Genomic DNA, 17,744 nt, shown 5'->3' with positions numbered 1-17,744 from the left:
CGATCGGGCATCCGGCGTGATCGGGCGGCCCGAGTGGCCGCGCGACGTGGTGACCCGGCACGCCATGGTGGCACCGCAGTACCTGGTAAAACCGCACAACGTAGTGACACCGCACAACGTAGTGACAAGGTGGAGTTCGGCGGGACATCCCGGCCAGCGTCCCGTCGCGAAGGGGGAAACACGTGCAGACGACCTTCCTGAGAGTCGTCACCGAGGCCGGTGYGGCCACCGTGCCGGCCGAGGCGCAGTTCATCGTCGGCCGTGCCCGGACCGCCGACTACGTCATAGCGGACAGCCGGGTCTCCCGTCGCCATCTCCTCCTTGAGCAGACCGGCAGCGGGTGGGTTGTTCGGGACATCAGTTCCAACGGCACCTGGATCGACGGGCAGCGCATGCCCGAGACCGTCCCGGTGCACGGTGAGGTGCGGCTTCGTCTCGGCACTCCGACCGGRCCCGAGGTCGTCATCCATCCCCAGGTGCCGGAAGGCCGCAGGCCGCTGGACGAGCCGGAGTACGACCCCGGTTACGACATGCAGACGATGCTGCCCAATGCCGCCGGTTACTCTCCGCCACGGCCCACGGGCTCCTCGCGAGGTGGGCGCGGGACCTCGCATCAGGGGCCGACCGATCCGTCCCAGCGCGGGCACGACTACGACGACCAGGACCAGGGCGAACGGGTGAGTGGCGTCACCAGCCTCGAGCAGGAGCACGAGCGGCGAACCACCTATCGGCTGCGCCCGGGCACGATGTCGATCGGCCGTGCCCGCGACAATGACATCGTCATTACCGACCTGCTCGCCTCCCGCCGGCACGCCGAGCTCTACATCGGCCGGTCCGGCCTGCAGATCGCCGACCTCGACTCCGCCAACGGCGTGTTCGTCAACGGTCGTCGGATCAACCGGGCGTCCGTCGGCCAGGGCGACGTCATCGCCGTCGGTCACCACGTCTTCCAGCTTGAGGGCGACCAACTCGTCGAGTACATCGACTCCGGTGACGTCAGCTTCGAGGCCGACGCCCTGAACGTCTGGGCCGGTCAGAAGCAGCTCATGCACGACATGACGTTCAAGCTGCCCGGCCGGGCGCTGCTGGGCGTCGTCGGGCCGTCCGGGGCGGGCAAGTCGACGCTGCTCAACGCGCTCACCGGCTTCCGCCCCGCGGACAAGGGCACCGTGCGCTACGCCGGCCGGGACCTCTACTCCGAGTACGACGAACTGCGGCGCCGGATCGGCTACGTGCCGCAGGAGGACCTGCTGCACACCTCGCTCACCGTCCGCAAGGCGCTCGAGTTCGGCGCCGAGCTGCGCTTCCCGCCGGACGTCACGAAGGCGGAGCGGCGCACCCGGGTCGATGAGGTGCTCGCCGAGCTGGGCCTCACCCAGCACGCCAACACCCAGGTCTCCCGGCTGTCCGGCGGCCAGCGCAAGCGGACCTCGGTGGCCTTGGAGCTGCTGACCCGGCCGACCCTGCTCTACCTCGACGAGCCGACCTCCGGCCTCGACCCGGGCATGGACAAGAACGTCATGGAGTCGCTGCRCAAGCTCGCGGACGACGGCCGGACGGTCATCGTGGTCACCCACAGCGTCGCCCAACTCGATCTGTGCGACTACATCCTCGTCCTCRCTCCCGGCGGCTATGTGGCCTACTTCGGTCCGCCGCAGGRCGCGCTGCCCTTCTTCGGTAAGCGGGACTACCCGGACGTCTTCCTCACCCTGGAGGCGACGCCCGGGGCCGAGTCGGCAGCCAAGTTCCGCAACTCGCGCTACTACGTGCCCGCCTCGATCACCGCTCCGTCGGCCCGGCCGGCTCCCGAGGAGCTGCCGTCCCTGCGGCAGCAGTCGGTGATCTCGCAGCTCGTGACGCTGAGCCGACGAACAATGGCGGTCGTCGCATCCGACAAGTCATACCTGCGGCTCATCATCGCTTTCCCGTTCCTGCTCGGGCTGATACCCAGGGCCATCGGCGGGAACTTTGATCTCACGGCCGAACAGGCCAAACAGTTCTCGCCGAACTCGGATGCCCCGACAGTTCTTTTGATCATGGTTCTCTGTGCCTGTTTCATGGGCATGGCGAACTCGGTCAGAGAGATCGTCAAGGAACGGGCGATCTATCGAAGAGAGAGAGCCATCGGTCTGTCCCGGACCGCGTATGTCGGTTCGAAGATCCTCGTTCTTATCGTGATCACTGTCGCCCAGGCGATCCCGTTCACGTTGATCGGTCTTGCCGGGYGAACGCCGGACAGGGGCGTCGTGCTCGGGAACGCCCTGCTCGAACTGCTCATCGCCGTGATCGTGGTCTCGCTTGCGTCGGCCATGCTCGGGCTGGTGATCTCGGCGATGGTCGACAACGCGGACAAGACCATGCCGCTCCTGGTGTTGATCACCATGGCCCAGCTCATCTTCAGCGGTGGCATCGTGCCGGTGAAGGGCACGCCCGGTCTGGAGCAGATCAGCTACATCGCGCCGGCCCGCTGGGGCTTCGCGTCGATGGCCTCGGTCGGTGACCTGAACCGCATCACCCTGGCCGGCGTGCTGCGGCYGGACAACCAGAAGCCGGTGAACCCGAAGGTCGTTGACGACCCCTTCTTCGACCACAGCGCTTCGGCGTACCTCACCGACATCGTCGCCGGTCTCGTCGTCGGCGTCTTCCTCGTGATCATCACCTCCCTCCTGATTCGCCGGATGGACCCGAAGACCGTCAAACGCGCCGCCGCCGCACCGGTCAGCGGCCCACCCCGCTAGGCCCCTTGCCTATCCAGAGGTATAAATCAGGCACAAAAGCCTCTGGACAGGCAAGGAAGCCGGGAGCCTCGGGCGTCCGTCCCGGGTTCCCGGGCCGGCCGGCGGGGATTCACACTTCGGCAGGGCCACCCGCGCGGGCTCGGAGAAGTGCCATCCGGACGACTTTCGTCGTCCTCGCCGCTCCCGTCGTGACATCGCGCCAGACGCTGACGAAGTCCCCCTTCGCCGGGCAGCACGACATCGACGGGTTCGTCGGGCCGCCAGCGGGAGAGGGCGGGAAGGCCGTGCAGTCGGGCCGCGGTACGTCCGCAGATCGTCCCTGCCACGATCGACAGCGCCGCTCGGGCAGGGCTCGGGTTTCGTCCCGAACGGGCGGCACGGGCAACGTGCCCCGCACCGGGGAGGTCCAGCCGTGCCTGCGTCTACGAACGTTGATCGCTTGGTCCGACATCCCGAGCTGCCGGGCATGCCGACGGGTGATCATGCCTGCCTGCCTGCCTGCCTGCGGGCGAGTGCGACGGCCTTCTCATGGGACTGGGTCACGTCCCCAGCGTCGATCACGGTTCGAGTATCCTGCCGGGCTCGTCCGCGATCTGTGCATAACCGACTCCTCTCGCCGGCTTCCTTGCCTGTCCAGAGGCTTTTGTGCCTGATGTATCCCGCTGGATGGGCAAGGAGCTCAGCCGGCGTTCCAACGGGCGTGGCCGTTGAACCCGCCGGTAGTGGTGAGCTTGCGGTCACCATCGTTCAGATCGTCCGGATTCAGAACGTAGAGCTGCCGGTCATCGGGGTTCGTGGGATTGCGCTGCCCGCTGAAGGCGATGCGACCGTCCGGCGCGTAGGCCGGGTCCTGGTCGTCCCCGCGCACCCGGGTGAGCTGCCGGGCGTCGGTGCCGTCCGAGTTCATCTCGAAGATCTCCAGATCGCCGTTCTTCGCTCGGGTGAAAGCGATCTTTCTGCTGTCCGGGGACCAGACCGGGTCCGAGTCCCCGTTACCCTGATCCTGCGTGATCGGGGTCGGCTGGGCATCCGGTTGGGTCGGGATCACCACGATGAAGCCGCGGTTGCCACCGGTACTGTTCGACCAGTAGGCGATCCGCTCGCCATCCGGCGACCAGGCGGGGTCGGTCGCCTGTGGCTTCGCGTTGAGCCRTCGCACGCTCGAGCCGTCCAGTTTCACCACATACAGGCCGGGGTTCAGCGTTCCGGTCTGATCCGTGGTGGAACGGATGACCAGGAAGCCGCCGTCGGGGGAGAGCGAGGGCCGGGCGTCGTCCGCGATCGTCAGCTTGGCGGCCGGGCCCAAGGTGAACAGCTGTACCGGTTTCCCGGAGCCATCGGCGGCGATCGCCTGCAGCGTATTCGGGCTGCCCTTCTTGAAGTAGACGATCGTCTTGCGATCGCTGCTGATCGCGGGCAGCATCTCCTGGTCCGGACCGGTGACGATCGGCTTGTCGTTCGCGAGCGGCCCGTTGTCCGTGACCTGCCCGGTGAACAGGTCGTAGTTGCCGTTGCGGTTGGACGCGTAGACGAGGGTGTCCTTGCCAAGCGGCTGGGCCGCCCTGGGCAGCGTGAAGGCCGCCGATTGGGCCGATTGGGTCGATGTGGCCGGAGCCCCGGAGACGGTGGCCGGATTGGCCGCGTCGGTCCCGGAGCCGCCGTCACCACCCGCGCTGAGGGCGAATACTCCCGCGAGGATCGCGCCGACGACCACGACACCTCCACCGACGAGCAGCGGGGTGCGGTTCCTGCTCCTGCCCGTGCCGCCCTGCCGGCCGGGGCCATCGGCTCCACCGCCCCCGGGACCCCCGGGACCCCCGGCGCTGGCGGGTAGCCGGGTCGGGGCGTCCTGGTCGACGGTGTAACCGCTGCTGACGGGGGCCGCTGCCGGCGCGGGGAATCCGGCCCCGTGGGGCCCGGTGCTGCCTGTGGCAGGGGTGCCTGTGGCCGGGGCGCCTGGGCCGGGCACCGGCAGCTTCCAGCCCTGCAGGACGTTCGTGACGTCCTGCGGGTTGACGGCGGCGGCGGCGTCCGGGCCGGTGCCCGACGGGTCGCCGAGCAGGCGCAGCATGAGCTGCTGGGCGCTCGGGCGGGTACTCGGGTCCTTGCGCATCGCGTGCCAGACGATCGGGCGCAGCGCCGGGTCGACGTCGTCGAGTTGCGGTTCCTCGTGTAGGGCGCGGTAGAGCAGCACCTGCGCCGAGGCCTCACCGAAGGGGTAGTGCCCGGTGGCGGCGAAGGCGACGAGGCCACCCCATGCCCAGATGTCGACCGCCGAGGTGATCGGCCGGCTCTCGATCTGCTCCGGGGACATGAACGCCGGCGTCCCGAGCTGCTGGAGATCGCCGGTGAGGTTGCTGCCGGCGTCCACTGCCCGGGCGATACCGAAGTCGATCACCCGAGGGCCGAACGGTGAGAGGATGACGTTCGCGGGCTTGAGGTCGYGGTGCACGATCCCGGCGCTGTGGATGGCGGTGAGCGCCGCGGCCACGCCGACCGCGAGTTGTTCGAGGTTGGCATCGGCGAGCGGGCCGTTGCGCTGGACGTACCGGGCGAGGGTCTCGCCCTCGATGAACTCGGTGACCAGGTAGGGCCACTCGGCGTCCGGATCGGCGTCGAGCACCTCGGCGGTGCAGACCCGGGCGACTCGCCGGGCGGTCTCGGCCTCCAGCCGGAACCGGGCTCGGAACTCGGGGTTTCCGACGGCCTCGTTCCGGATCACCTTGATGGCGACGAGCCGGCCCTTCCCGGAGCGGCCCAGATAGACCATGCCCATTCCACCCTGGCCGAGTTTGCCCAGCAGCGTGTACGAGCCGAGCTCGTGGGGGTCGTCCGGGCCAAGGGGGGCGGATCGTGCCGCCACAMCCGCATCCGATGACATCATCGACCTGTACCCCCACCCGCCGCGTGCCGACCGCGGCCTCGCCCGGGAACGCCGCGCAGGTCGCGGGCCCGCCGGTGGACGCGCACCGACTCTTGATCCATCATGGAATTTCCCGATCAACCATTACGGTCAACCGCTGGGAAAATCTTAGGCGAGAGTGACCGGGCACCGGGCCGTCGGGGCCCCGATAGCCCCCGCCACCTCGATGTCAATGCAGCGACAGGCATTCGGCACCCGCGTGGCTTCCGTCCTCCGGTCACGTCCTGCCACCTCGTCGGCCGGGGGCCGACCAGGGTACGGTCGGGATCTGACCGGGGCCGACCGGGGCTGGCCAAGGTCCGGGCGGGGGAGTCTCCCGGGAACGCCGCGTCGCGTCCCCGGGAACCCCCCGAGTCACGGCCGAGCCGTCGCGGACCTCGCGGCATCTCCGATTGCCGGTCGGTCCACCGGCGACCCGGTCTGGTCCCGATCAAAGCGGCTGGCGGCCCACGCAACCCCGTATCTGTGCGGCCTTCGCCAAATGTGTCAGGAAGGGACGCTGAACGGCTGAACGTGAACGGCTGACCGCGCACGGCCGGCCATGGGTGGTCAGCCGTGCACGGTCGGTCTCGAACGGAGCCGAACGGTGCTACGCCCGATCATTCGACCCGACGACCTCCAGGACCTCGTCAACGTCCCGGCGGGGAGTGGGGCCGAGCGGTTGCGCACCCGGCTCGGGATAGCCGGCCCGCAGGATCATCTGGACGTGCCCGAGACCGCTGGTGGTGCCGCGGAACTGCTCCCGCATGCCCTCGACGTCGATCGCCTGCGACATCGGCGACGAGGCGAGACCGAGCAAGGTGGCGGTGAGCAGCACACGTTGCATCGCCTGCCCGGCGCGCAGCCGGTCGGCGGTCGTGTCCGTATCGGTGCCGATGATCAGGATGCCGGGCCGTTCCACATCCGTCTCGTCCAGCACGGTCCCCGCCTCGCCGACCACGTCGAGGTCCCGCATCGGAAACTCGGACTGGCGCGGGGCGTCGGTGTGGACGACTGCGCTGCGCGGGATGCCGTCGGCCGACGTGGACCCCGTTCGACTCCACGAGGCCAGTTCCTCCCGGTAGGCCGCGTTGTGCGCCTCGATCCAGTCCGCCCGGGACAGCAGGACGCTGACCTGGACGCGCAGCTCCGGGTCGATCGGCGCGGTAAGCCAGCAGCCCTCCGCCTCGGCCGCGGCACGCAGGCGGCTGATTACCTCGGTCGGCAACGGCTGGTCGTCGAACGGCCGGCGATCGGTGTGCCGCCGCGGGATGGCATCGGCCAACGCCCGCTCGTCGTCCTCGGCAGGCTGATGGCCGATCACCGAGATGGTGGCGAGCGGAGCGGAGCGGAAGTCGTCAACGCCGTCGGGTAGCGGCTCCACCACGGGGACCTCGCCGCGGGCCCGCAGCGCCAGCCGGGCGTTGAACAGCGCCGCTCCGCAGCTCAACAGCATCTGCCGGCCCTCGGGATCGGCGACCTTGAGCTGGCGGGTGCTGTCGGCGAGAAGGGTGAGCCGGCCTGCCTCCAGGCGCCAGCGCCACGGCTGCGTGTTATGGATGGACGGCGCTGCGGCGGATGCGGCGACCACCTCCCGAGCCAGGTCGGGAGTCAGGGGAACCAGCGCGGACCGTGCTGCTTTGGTGGACATCTCAGCCTCCCTTCTCTCAAGTGTCTACCCCCAGCCTGCCCTCCCGACCGGGTAGAGGGCATGTGCCGAGGGGAACAGCCGGGGGTGGACCAACGGCCGGCAGGCGGAAGTCGGGCGTCGGGTAGCGAGGCGTCGGGTAGCGGGCCCGAGACACCGCCGCGGACGTGGTGGGTGGGTACCGCCCCGCCGGGGCGGCATGGCCGGGGCGGAGTGATGGCGGGTATCGCGGGTAGTCCCACTGCATGGCTGGAACCGACACAGAAGCGGTGCTCGCCGAACTGCTCGCCCGGCATGGGCGGACCTACGCCGACGAGATCGGCGCCGACGTGCCGGCTGACACCGCGGAGGCGATGTTCAAGATGATCGTCTTTGCCCTGCTCGCGAGCGCGCGGATCCGCACGTCGATCGCGGTCGCCGCCTGCCGTTCCCTGATGGACGCCGGCTGGACCGACGCCGCCGCCATGGCCGAGGCGACCTGGGAGGACCGTACCCGGGTGCTGAACAGCAGCGGGTACGCGCGCTACGACGAGAGCACCTCTCKGATGTTGGAGGCGGCCTGCCGTTCCCTGATGGACACCTACGACGGTGATGTCCGCCGGCTGCGGGATGCCGCCGAGCACTCCCCGGACCGGGAGCGAGAGCTGCTACAGAAGATAAAGGGGATCGGGCCGGTCGGTGCCGACATCTTCCTGCGCGAGGCGCAGGCCGGATGGGACGAGCTGGTGCCCTACCTCGACGAACGCACCCGGAGAACGGCCGGAGCGCTCGGGCTGCCGACCGACCCGGCGAGGCTCGCCGCGCTGGTTGGCCGGCAGGACTTCCCGCGGCTGGTCGCCGCGCTGGTGCGGGCGCGTCTCGAGCACGACGTCACCGACCTGCGGGAGGCGGCGAGCAGGCCCTGACGCCAGTCCGGTCCCGACCCCAACCGGCGAGGCAGCAGGCAGGCAGGAGTCAGATAGGCAGGCAGGAGTCAGGTAGGAGGACGTGTCGATGACGACGCACGACGACAGGATTCAACGCAAGATCGCGTTTCTGGTGGCGCCGGAGGGCGTCGAGCAGGTCGAACTCACCGAGCCGTGGAAGGCCATCGAGCAGGCCGGCCTGAGTCCGGTGCTGGTGTCGACGGAGGGAGGCAGGGTGCAGGCGTTCCGGCACCTGAACCCCGCGGACACCTTCCCGGTCGACATCACGGTCGCCGAGGCGGATCCCGCGGACTTCGACGCGCTGGTGCTGCCCGGCGGAGTCGCCAATCCGGACGAGCTGCGGTGGCAGCCGGGTGTTGTCGAGTTTGTCCGGTACTTCTTCGACGCCGGYCGCCCGGTGGCGTCGATCTGCCACGCTCCGTGGACCCTGATCGAGGCGGACGTGGTCCGCGGACGGCGGATCACGAGCTGGCCGAGCCTGCGCACCGATCTGCGCAACGCCGGGGCCGAGGTCGTGGACGAGCAGGTCGTCATCTGCCGGTCCGGGCCGAACACGCTGATCAGCAGCCGCAGGCCGGACGATCTGCCGGCCTTCGACAGCGCCCTGGTGGAGCATCTCACCTCGGTGGGCGTCTGATCACCTCGGTGGACGCCCCAGCTCGGGATGCCGTTCACCGTGGATGCGAAGGAACCGCCGGAAACGGCTCCTTCGCCCGGGCTGCTCGCTACCTCGGATCAGGYGGGTCGCTACCCCGCACCAGGTGGATCATTGCGGGGTATCCCGTCGCCGGACATCCGTAACCTGGAACAGCGATGATGCGGCATTCCGGCCGCCGTGCCGGATGGCGCGGGCCGGCTCGCCGGGGTCGCCGTGGTCGTTCGTGGACACGCCGTCGTTGTCGTGGACATGTCATTACCAGGGTGGGGTCACCAGAGCCGGGTCACCGGGCGGGTCGGAAGATCTGCGGGGGAGGGGCTGTTACCCTTCCTGGCTCACCTGACGGCGTTGRCTCGCAGCCCGGGAAGCCGCAATCCAAGAATCCGACCGCGACCGGGAGGGAGAGYCGGTGCCGACCACGCAGGACGTCGAGCGCGCCCGTGAACAGGCGTACCTGGACACGCTGTACATCCGGTTGGACGAGGTCCGCGAGATCACCCGTGGGCAGCTGCGCCGGGTCCTGCTGGAAAGTGGCACGGGCACCCCCCAATCACTCGTGGAACGGGACGTGTTCGCGGCGACCCACGCCGACCGGCTCGCCCGCCTCGACGCCGCCGAAGGGCGGCTGTGTTTCGGCGCGATGGACTACRCCGACGGGCGCCGGACGTACATCGGCCGGATCGGCCTGTCCGACAGCGGGCAGGAACCGATCCTGGTGGACTGGCGGGCCCCGGTGGCCACCGCCTTCTACCGGGCGACGCTGGCCGATCCGCATGGTCTGGTGCGCCGGCGTCATCTGCGGACCAAGGGCCGGGAGGTCACCGGCATCGCCGACGACCCGTTGAGCCTGCCGGTCGACATGGCCACCGGCACCGGTAGCGGCACGGCCACGGGCAAGTCCGGCGGGGTGACGGCGTCCGGCGACACGATGCTGCTCGAGGCGCTGGCAGCGCCCAGGACCGGGCGCATGCACGACATCATCGCCACGCTGCAGGCCGAGCAGGACCGTATCATCCGGGCGCGGGCGAACGGCGTGCTCGTTGTCGACGGCGGACCGGGGACCGGTAAGACCGCGGTGGCGCTGCACCGTGCCGCCTATCTGCTCTACAACGACCGGGCTCGGCTCGACCAGTCCGGCGTGCTGGTCGTGGGGCCGAGTCCGGTGTTCCTGCGCTACATCGACCAGGTGCTGCCCTCCCTCGGGGAGACCGGGGTGATCTTCGCCACGCCGGGACGGCTCTTTCCCGGGGTCGACGCGCACGGCGTCGAGGACGTCGCGACCGCGGCGCTCAAGGGTGATCCGAGGATGGTCGAGGTCATCGCCGCCGCCGTCAGGGACCGGCAGCGGCTGCCGCGGCGAGAGGTGCTCATCCCCTACGACGATCGCATGCTGCGCCTCGGTCGCGACACGGTCGCGCGGGCCCGCACCCGGGCGCGGCGCAGCCGCCGCCCGCACAACTCGGCCCGTCGGATCTTCCTGCGCGAGCTGTTGGCTGAGCTGACCACCCAGGTGGTGAACCAGATCCCGGGCGGGCTGCTCGACGCCGACGAACGTGGCCAGATCACCCGGGACCTGTGGTCGGAGGAGGGGGTCCGTACGGCGCTCGACGGCCTCTGGCCGCTGCTGACCCCCCAGCGGCTCCTCGGGGAGCTCTTCGCCGATCCGGCGGCCCTGGCGCGCGCGGCGGGTAGCCGGCTCACCCCGGCGGAACGATCCCTGCTCGAGGACCGGCGGACGGCCGCGGCGTCCGCCCGGATCCCGGTGCAGCGCGACGGCGCGGGTACGGCGGGTACAGCGGCCGTCGATCGGGCCGATCGGGCGTGGACTCCGGCCGATGTGCCGCTGCTCGACGAGGCCGCCGAGCTGCTCGGCGACCCGGACGAGGAGACCGGCCGCGAGACCGCCCGCCGTGCCGAGCGGGAACGCGAGGAGGAGCGCGAGTACGCCCGGGGCGTGGTGGACATGCTCGGACTCGAGGGGCAGGTCGACGCCGAGGCGCTCGCCGAGCGGTGGAGCGGGCCGCGGGCGCGGCGCAGTGCCGCCGACCATGCCCGCGAGGACCGTACCTGGACCTTCGGTCACCTGATCGTCGACGAGGCCCAGGAGGTCTCGCCGATGTTGTGGCGGCTGCTGTGGCGGCGCTGCCCGGGRCGCACGGCGACCCTCGTCGGTGACCTGGCCCAGACCGCCCGGCCGGGCGCGCCGGCGTCCTGGGGGGAGCTGCTGGGGCCCGCGGTCGGCGACCGGTTCACGGTCGAGCGGCTCAGCGTCAACTACCGCACACCTCAGGAGATCATGGATGTCGCCGCCGACGTCCTGCGGGCGCAGGACCCGACGGTCTCCGTTCCCCTCTCGGTGCGTTCGGTGGGCTGTGCCCCGACGGCGGTGCGCGTGGGCGACGTGACGGCCGACGAAGTCTCGGGCCTCGTCGGTCTGCTCGGGACTGGTCTGCTCGAGACTGGTCCGCTGGAGGACAGGCGGACCGTCGCCCAGGCGCATCCCGGGGACCTCGTCGCCGCCGTGGTGTACGCGGCGAGCCGGGCCGCGAGCGAGGTCGGTGACGGGCGGGTCGCCGTGATCTGCCGCCCGCAGGACATCCCGGGGTTGCGCGGCGCCCTCATGGCAGCCCTCCCGGATTTGGCGGTCGCGGCGGACTCCGTCGACCCCGCCAGCGCCGTCGGCAATGCTCTCGRCGCGCCGGTGGCGGTGCTGAGCGTGGCGGAGAGCAAGGGTCTCGAGTTCGACGCGGTGGTGCTGGTGGAACCGGCCGCGCTGCTGGCCGGGCCGACCCGGGGGCTTGCCGACCTCTACGTCGCGCTGACCCGGGCCACCCGTTTCCTGACCGTGGTGTATTCCGGCGAGCTTCCGCCGGTGCTGGGCCGGCTTGCCCCGCGGTGACGTGCCCGCCTGCGGACGGGTTCCGGATCCGTCCGCAGGTAACAGCTGGCGGAGCATGATTCTGATTCCTTTGTCAGCCGTTGTTGGCAACCAACTTCTTGATGTTGGTCTCGACGAGTTCGACCTTGGCCAGAATCTCCCCGGCTGTCGCGGTCCAGACGAACGGCTCCGCAGTGGAGTTCCAGTGCTCGATGTAGTCCCKGATCTGTTTGATCAGCACCTTGACCGAGCTGAAGGTGCCCCGCCGGATCGGCTGCTTGGTGATGATACCGAACCAGTTCTCGATCTGATTGATCCACGACGATCCTTTGGGAGTGAAGTGGAACGTGATTCTGGGGTTCTCCTCGAGCCACTTCATCGCGTCGGGCGTCGTGTGCGTGGAGAGATTGTCAAGGATGATGTGGATCTCTTTATCTCTGTGAGGCTCAACGGCTTTCTTGATGAACTCCAGGAAGTCGTCGCCCGTGCGGGTGGGGTAGCATTCACCGAAAACCTTTCCCGTGCCYACATCGAGGGCCGTGAGCAGGTTGGTGGTGCCATGGCGGACATAGTCGTGGGTTCGCTTCTCGGTGGCGACGAAGTGCCAGGAGACCGAGACTCCGATGGTGCGGGTGACGTACTTCCGCCATCTGTCGGGACGACCAGTGCCTCAGGCCCGTCTCCACCGGTGGAGTAGAGCGTGTGAGAGCGAGGACACGGCTGCGGATGTTCGCGGGGATCTGCTCTCGCGGTGCGGCGCGTGAACGGTCAAGGAGCCCGGCGCTTCCCTCGGATCCGTACCGCGAGATCCACAGGTTTACAGTCGGCAGCGAGACGCCGGCAAGTCTGACTATTTCCTCTTGGGTCGATGCTCGGCATGCCACGGAACGATTCGCGCCCGTGTTGCAACGTTCGCAGGAACGTCGCGATCATTGATCATGCCTCGGAGTTCCGCGATCTCTTCCGTCGAGAGTTCCACGCTGCCATTACATTGCAGTGGGTAGCCTATCGTCGATCATTTTCGGCGGCTAACATGTCGCCAGTCCGACCCGGTCTGGGCACGCAGCGCCTCGATCTCCCTGTTCGCCCGCTCCAGCGCGGCCTCGGTCCCGGCCAGCCTCGCCAGCGCCTCGGCGAGCGCCGTGGCCTGTGTAACGACCAGCGCCGCGAGCTCGTCGTACGACGGCGCGGACGGATCTTCGGGCACCATCGGGCGATGTGCGTCGTGCCTTCCGGTTCGCCGCTCGAGGCGCCGCTCATGCCGGTCGGCCTACGCTTGCGGCATGCCAGGCCATCCACCTCGATCCACCACTAGGGGCAGTACTTATGCGTGTCTTATGCGTCTCCTCTCCCTACTGCTCGTGCTGTGCATCGAGGGTGGGCTGACCGAACTGAGGCTGTACTCCGACCTTGTCCACCAGGCCCAGCAGCGAGCGCTTACGATCTCGCGTGCCGTGGCATCCGACCCGCGCGTGGCCCGGGCGGTCATCGCGAGGGACCCCGAGGGGGAGGTGCAGGCCCTCGCCGAACACGACCGGCGACTCACAGAAGCGCAGTTCGTGGTCGTCACCGACAGCCGGGGTATCCGCTGCTCCCATCCCGATCCGAAGAACATCGGCAAACCKGTCAGCACCGACCCCTCGGACGCCCTCCACGGACGGGAGACTGTCAGTTTCGAGTCCGGGAGTCTGGGGCTGTCCGCTCGCGGCAAGGCTCCGCTGCGCGACGCCGACGGTGTGATCGTCGGTRAGGTCAGCACCGGCTTCAGTGCGAAGGATCTGCACCACCAGTTGCTCGCGCAGCTGCCCAGCGTCGCGGAGAATCTGGGCCTGCAACTGGTCGCCGGCACCATCGGTATCGTGATGATCACGCTACATCACCGGGTCGAACTCAAAAAACTTGCCCGCGAAATCGACGTTCTCCGGGGTCTTCTCAGGGACCGGCCGCGCGCCAGTGAAGGGCACCAGACGCCTCCGAGCAGCGATCGACAGCCCGACCAGCCCGCGGCGCCCGACCAGCCCGCGGCGCCCGACCAGCCCGCGGCGCCCGACCAGCCCGCGGCGCCCGACCAGCCCGCGGCGCGGTCCCCCGCAGGTAGTTCACCCGTGCCAGACCTCCGCCTCGGCAAGTACCGCTCGCGCCAGATTATGGAGGAGATCGTCGCCGTGCTGCGCTCGGCGCCGGAGCCGATCTCGACGGCGCAGATCGCCGACAAGATCGGCCGGGACCGGTCCACGGCCCAGCGGTACCTCAAGGATCTCGAGCGGGACGACTACGTCACCATGATCTTGGACCGCGGGTCCCGCGGGCGTCCCAGGCACCTTTACCAATGGCGCGACAAACCCTCGCCCCCGCCCGCCCGCCCGAACCCCTAATGACCACGGCCGGGTACGCGGACGCGGAGTATCTCTGTCCTCTCCTCTCCCTCGGTCGATGAAGACATGCGGAAGCCCGGCAGGGTCGCGGCCTGTCAAGTCATCAGGCGGCGATTTTGCTTGCGACACGGACGGCGCCTTCAAGGTCAGGGAGAGGCACGCCGAATTCCTCCGCCACCTCGGCGAGTGGTTCGCCGGCGTGGAAGCGGCCCAGGGCGTCTTCGACGCGGGCGCCGCCATGAGTGAAGATCGGCTGACCGAAGCCACGGTGGGGATCGACGATGACGGAGCCGGGCTCGTACCGCGGTAGCCGGATGAGCCGGGGGTAGCCGTCCGAGGCGAACTCCACCAGCCGGAGGTAGGACTCGACGATCTCCCCGAACACCCGCTGCCCGTTGYGCACCACGACCAGTTCCCGGGCTCCGCGTGCTTCGGGCGTGTCGCCCTGGCTCTCAGCGAAGTCGTAGAGAACCTCGGCGCCGTCGGTGTACAGGGCGCGTGAGGCGAGGACGTGCTCGATCCCCAACTGCTCGGACAGGCGGGCCAACGCGGGGCGGATCCGCTGTAGCGGCACCCCAGCGGCTCGGATGGCTGCCAGGATCATCCCCTCGGCAAGCCCGATGAACGGCACGACGGCCGTGCCATGGCGCTGACGGGGCAGCACGGTGACGATCGGCTCACCATGGACCGGGACGCGGCCCGGTGCGTGCCGGGTGTAGCCGTAGGCCCAGGTCGCGAAAGTCGACGTCGGCACGCCCAGGTGCCGGCCCGCCTCGGCGACGCTGTACAGGGGCAGGTCGAAACGGCCGCGATCCTGAATCATCGCGCCTCCTCTCAAGCCTGCTGGATCCGAAGGTCCCTGCCACGCAGCACCATGATCATAGCTCCTTGCAGGCACGACGACGCCGGGGAGGAGGCCACCGCAAGCCGTGCTGCCGCAGTTTCTCCGGGGCCGGATCGGGTCGGCATCGTCAACAAGGGTCCGGCCGGTGCGGTGGTCGGTGTACGGCGTCCAAGCCGTGCGGCATGTGCACCTCGGGTGCGGACCAGGGACCGGTCCGATTGCCCAAAGGCGCTGGTCAGAAGCCTGGATCCTCTGCGAATACGACTGGGACCGTCCTTGCGGAGGCCCCCGCACCGATCCCAGCGTGCGGAATTACCGCACTGGGCTCCTGCCTCGGGTTCTGGCGTCGAAGCGCACGCTCGGCATCGGGTGGCGTGGGCGGGCGGGTGGTAGCCATCAGTCGGCATGGCGCCCCATGCGCGCCCAGGTCAGTCGCGTGCGCCGGCTTCGTCGGCGAAGCGCCTTGAACCAGTGCCGTGTCGCCTGGATGCGGAAGGACGCGACCGCGTCCGTGTTGCCGCGCACGGCGTAGTAGTTGAGATGCCCAACCACCACACTGCGTAGCCGCTGCCCTTGGAGCGGGACGGGTTGGTGCCGGCGCCGCTTCAGTTCCTCCTTGATCTCTTTGWGCTTCGCCCGCATCCGCCTCTTGCCCGTGACGCGCCTCACCCAGAAGTTCCCCTTCTTGGACGTCGCGCACAGACACGTGAACCCCAGAAAAGTGAACGTCTCCGGCTTCCCGAGACCGTGGGTCTTCCGCTACTGAGTTTTAATCCGCGTTTTAATCCGCGAAGTCGTGTGGAAGCATAATGATCCTTCACCTTATTGCTATCTTTGGGTGGGTGGTGAGGGTTCTGTTCGGGTAGCCGGCTGGTTGAGCGGGAGACCGAGCGTGAGGCGCTGCGGGCTGGGCTCGCGGTGCTGCGGAAGATCGCGTTCGGGCGGTCGCCGGAAAAGGCCGGTGTGGGGTGGGCTGGCGGTCGCGGTCCCGGCAGCGCTGCTCGCCGGTGCGGGCCAGCTCCTCGCCTGCGCAGAATGCGCAAAAAGCTGTCTATTCACAAAACTTGCCGGCTCGTTCGCAGCGTTCACCGCTGTGCGATCTGCGTGCCAGCCCCACGGCGGTGACACGCCGCCGGCGGTTTCTTCCGCTGTGGCCGGCGGCCCCTCACCACCGGCCCCGATCCGCAGAATGCGCAAAAAAGTCATTTATTCACAAAACTTGCCGGCTTGCCGGCCCGTTCGTAACGTTTTTGGAAGGGCGGCAAGTCCTACCGGCCGKAAGAGCTACGACTAGCGCGGACCAGCGCGCACGAGCCCGTTGATGAACGATTCGGAGGCGGCGGGATGACGTCCATAGCCGTGGGCAAGCCGCCGGTGGGCGGTAAGCCAGGCGAGGGTGCGTTCGACCACCCCTCGTCCCGGCAGGGCCCCGGAGGTTTTCCGGCCGGGGTTCTCCCGGGTGGTCTCGACGGTGGTCTTCAGGATGGTCCACGACCCCCGCGGGCCGGGTCCGCCCCGCGACGCGCCCTGGGCCCTGGCGGTCACGCCCTTGTTCTTCCACCGGTCGAAGAAGCCGCAGACCGCCCGCCACGCCGGGAAGCCCGCCGGCAGCGCCCGCCACGCGATCCCGTTGCGGGCCACGTAGCCACGTACCGGATGGCGCCCACGATGCCCCGGCGGCAACACCGCTTCGGCAACCACCCACCCGGCGTCACCAAGACCCGACCGGTACCGGTGTGTACCCACCACGGCCACCCGGGGCGGTCTCAGATGATCAGAGCATCAGTGCTGGTAGAAAGATGATCCACTGATCGGAGGGCTGAGTGCGCGGCGTCGAGTTGACCTTGGAGGAGCGGGAGGCGATCTCCAGGGGCTTGGCCGAGGGACTGTCACACCGGATGATCGCGGCCCGGCTGGACCGAAACCAGTCGGTGATCAGCCGTGAGGTCGCGCGCAACGGCGGCAATGCCGGATACCGCGCCGCGGACGCGCAGAAACGCGCCGACGAGCGGCGGCGGCGACCGAAGGCGTTCAAGCTGGAAACTCACGTCCGGCTGCACGACGCGGTGGCCGAACGGCTGTCGGCCGACTTCTCGCCGGAACAGGTGTCTAATCGGCTGAAGAAGGATTTCCCGGATGATCCGGAGATGCGCGTGTCGCACGAGACGATCTACCAGACGCTCTTCGTTCAGGCGCGTGGCGAACTGAACACGCGGCTGAAGCTCGCGCCGCGGTCGGGCCGGGCGGAGCGCCGGCCGCGGGGGTCGACTCGGCCGAAGCAGGCCAGGATCGCCGGCATGGTCGGCATCTCCGAGCACTCTGCCGAGGCCGCCGACCGCGCGGTACCCGGCCACTGATTTTGCTGGTGGTAGGCTTGTGTGACTCTCTGGGTAGGAGCCGTGGGCTTCTTGCGGGCGAGCGTGGGCGGCCCGGCCGGGCCGCCCAACCCTTCGTAACCGAGGTCGAACAGCACCTCGTGTAGGTCGGCGGTCCACTCCTCTTCCAGGATCGGCGGCGCGCCGGAGGCGCGCAGAGCGGTCGAGTCGTGTTCGCGGCCGGGGGGCACCTCCGAGACCCACAGCGGCCAGCCGTCGTCGGGGGTCGACAGGATTTGGACGTTGCCACCGTGATCGGAGATCTTGCCGGACCACCACAGGTCCACGCCCTCGCTCGGACCAGGCACGCGCAGCCGGTCGGTCTCGATGACCGTGCCATCGACGATCAGATGGCGATAGCCTGCGATCCTGGCCCGCATCAACGCCTCGCGCAGGTCAG

General features: G+C 69.1%; 13 protein-coding genes and 2 pseudogenes. 6 read left to right on the top strand and 9 right to left on the bottom strand.

The genetic code is table 11. The annotated features are described in order from the left end of the window. Positions 1 to 182: 182 nt before the first annotated feature. Positions 183 to 2,738: an ATP-binding cassette domain-containing protein gene (locus Manayef4_RS10815; RefSeq protein ID WP_070131496.1), complete on the top strand. Its 2,556-nt coding sequence runs from the start codon at positions 183 to 185 to the stop codon at positions 2,736 to 2,738. Positions 2,739 to 3,417: 679 nt separating this feature from the next. On the opposite strand, the gene Manayef4_RS10810 is transcribed toward Manayef4_RS10815, so the two are convergent. Further along, complete coding sequence (locus Manayef4_RS10810) at positions 3,418 to 5,622, bottom strand: protein kinase (RefSeq protein ID WP_070131495.1); 2,205 nt, start codon at positions 5,620 to 5,622, stop codon at positions 3,418 to 3,420. A gap of 628 nt (positions 5,623 to 6,250) precedes the next feature. Beyond that, complete coding sequence (locus tag Manayef4_RS10805; RefSeq protein WP_011435401.1) at positions 6,251 to 7,291, bottom strand: nitroreductase family protein; 1,041 nt, start codon at positions 7,289 to 7,291, stop codon at positions 6,251 to 6,253. A 242-nt stretch (positions 7,292 to 7,533) separates the two neighbouring features. On the opposite strand from Manayef4_RS10805, the gene Manayef4_RS10800 reads away from it, so the two are divergent. From Manayef4_RS10800 to Manayef4_RS10790, 3 genes are all read left to right on the top strand, one after another. After that, positions 7,534 to 8,193, top strand: coding sequence for a hypothetical protein (locus Manayef4_RS10800; RefSeq protein ID WP_070131494.1), 660 nt, complete (start codon positions 7,534 to 7,536; stop codon positions 8,191 to 8,193). Positions 8,194 to 8,281: 88 nt separating this feature from the next. After that, positions 8,282 to 8,851, top strand: a complete 570-nt coding sequence (locus Manayef4_RS10795; protein ID WP_011435403.1) for a type 1 glutamine amidotransferase domain-containing protein — start codon at positions 8,282 to 8,284, stop codon at positions 8,849 to 8,851. A 430-nt stretch (positions 8,852 to 9,281) separates the two neighbouring features. After that, positions 9,282 to 11,771: an ATP-binding domain-containing protein gene (locus Manayef4_RS10790; RefSeq protein ID WP_070131493.1), complete on the top strand. Its 2,490-nt coding sequence runs from the start codon at positions 9,282 to 9,284 to the stop codon at positions 11,769 to 11,771. Between the two features lie 73 nt (positions 11,772 to 11,844). Here the strand turns inward: Manayef4_RS10790 and Manayef4_RS25375 are convergent, their stop codons facing one another. The 3 genes and pseudogenes from Manayef4_RS25375 to Manayef4_RS10780 all read right to left on the bottom strand — a co-directional run bounded on the left by Manayef4_RS25375 (position 11,845) and on the right by Manayef4_RS10780 (position 12,960). Next, positions 11,845 to 12,375 carry an IS630 family transposase gene (locus Manayef4_RS25375; protein ID WP_255361190.1) on the bottom strand — a complete coding sequence of 177 codons (531 nt, stop codon included), beginning with the start codon at positions 12,373 to 12,375 and terminating at the stop codon, positions 11,845 to 11,847. 76 nt (positions 12,376 to 12,451) lie between these two features. Further along, positions 12,452 to 12,634: pseudogene (locus Manayef4_RS26640) on the bottom strand (helix-turn-helix domain-containing protein); the annotation flags it as partial. 131 nt (positions 12,635 to 12,765) lie between these two features. Next, a complete protein-coding gene (locus tag Manayef4_RS10780; RefSeq protein WP_023841010.1) occupies positions 12,766 to 12,960 on the bottom strand; it encodes a hypothetical protein in 195 nt (64 codons plus the stop codon). Positions 12,961 to 13,087: 127 nt separating this feature from the next. On the opposite strand from Manayef4_RS10780, the gene Manayef4_RS10775 reads away from it, so the two are divergent. Further along, positions 13,088 to 14,125 (top strand): helix-turn-helix domain-containing protein, encoded by a 1,038-nt coding sequence (locus Manayef4_RS10775; protein WP_070131492.1) that lies wholly within the window; start codon positions 13,088 to 13,090, stop codon positions 14,123 to 14,125. 103 nt (positions 14,126 to 14,228) lie between these two features. On the opposite strand, the gene Manayef4_RS10770 is transcribed toward Manayef4_RS10775, so the two are convergent. The 3 genes from Manayef4_RS10770 to Manayef4_RS10760 all read right to left on the bottom strand — a co-directional run bounded on the left by Manayef4_RS10770 (position 14,229) and on the right by Manayef4_RS10760 (position 16,715). Continuing rightward, positions 14,229 to 14,948 (bottom strand): hypothetical protein, encoded by a 720-nt coding sequence (locus tag Manayef4_RS10770; protein ID WP_070131491.1) that lies wholly within the window; start codon positions 14,946 to 14,948, stop codon positions 14,229 to 14,231. 417 nt (positions 14,949 to 15,365) lie between these two features. Then, positions 15,366 to 15,638, bottom strand: a complete 273-nt coding sequence (locus Manayef4_RS10765; protein ID WP_070131490.1) for an RNA-directed DNA polymerase — start codon at positions 15,636 to 15,638, stop codon at positions 15,366 to 15,368. Between the two features lie 621 nt (positions 15,639 to 16,259). Then, positions 16,260 to 16,715 (bottom strand): transposase, encoded by a 456-nt coding sequence (locus Manayef4_RS10760; RefSeq protein WP_011435410.1) that lies wholly within the window; start codon positions 16,713 to 16,715, stop codon positions 16,260 to 16,262. Between the two features lie 77 nt (positions 16,716 to 16,792). On the opposite strand from Manayef4_RS10760, the gene Manayef4_RS25940 reads away from it, so the two are divergent. Beyond that, a complete protein-coding gene (locus Manayef4_RS25940; RefSeq protein ID WP_011435411.1) occupies positions 16,793 to 17,326 on the top strand; it encodes an IS30 family transposase in 534 nt (177 codons plus the stop codon). Positions 17,327 to 17,364: 38 nt separating this feature from the next. On the opposite strand, the pseudogene Manayef4_RS26635 reads toward Manayef4_RS25940, so the two are convergent. Then, positions 17,365 to 17,744 (bottom strand): annotated as a pseudogene (locus Manayef4_RS26635) (transposase family protein); the annotation flags it as partial.

Origin of the sequence: Frankia sp. CgMI4, assembly GCF_001756285.1 — a bacterium.
GTDB lineage: Bacteria > Actinomycetota > Actinomycetes > Frankiales > Frankiaceae > Frankia > Frankia casuarinae.
The sequence above is the reverse complement of the archived record's forward strand: the minus strand, read 5'-3'. Positions and strand labels throughout refer to the sequence as shown.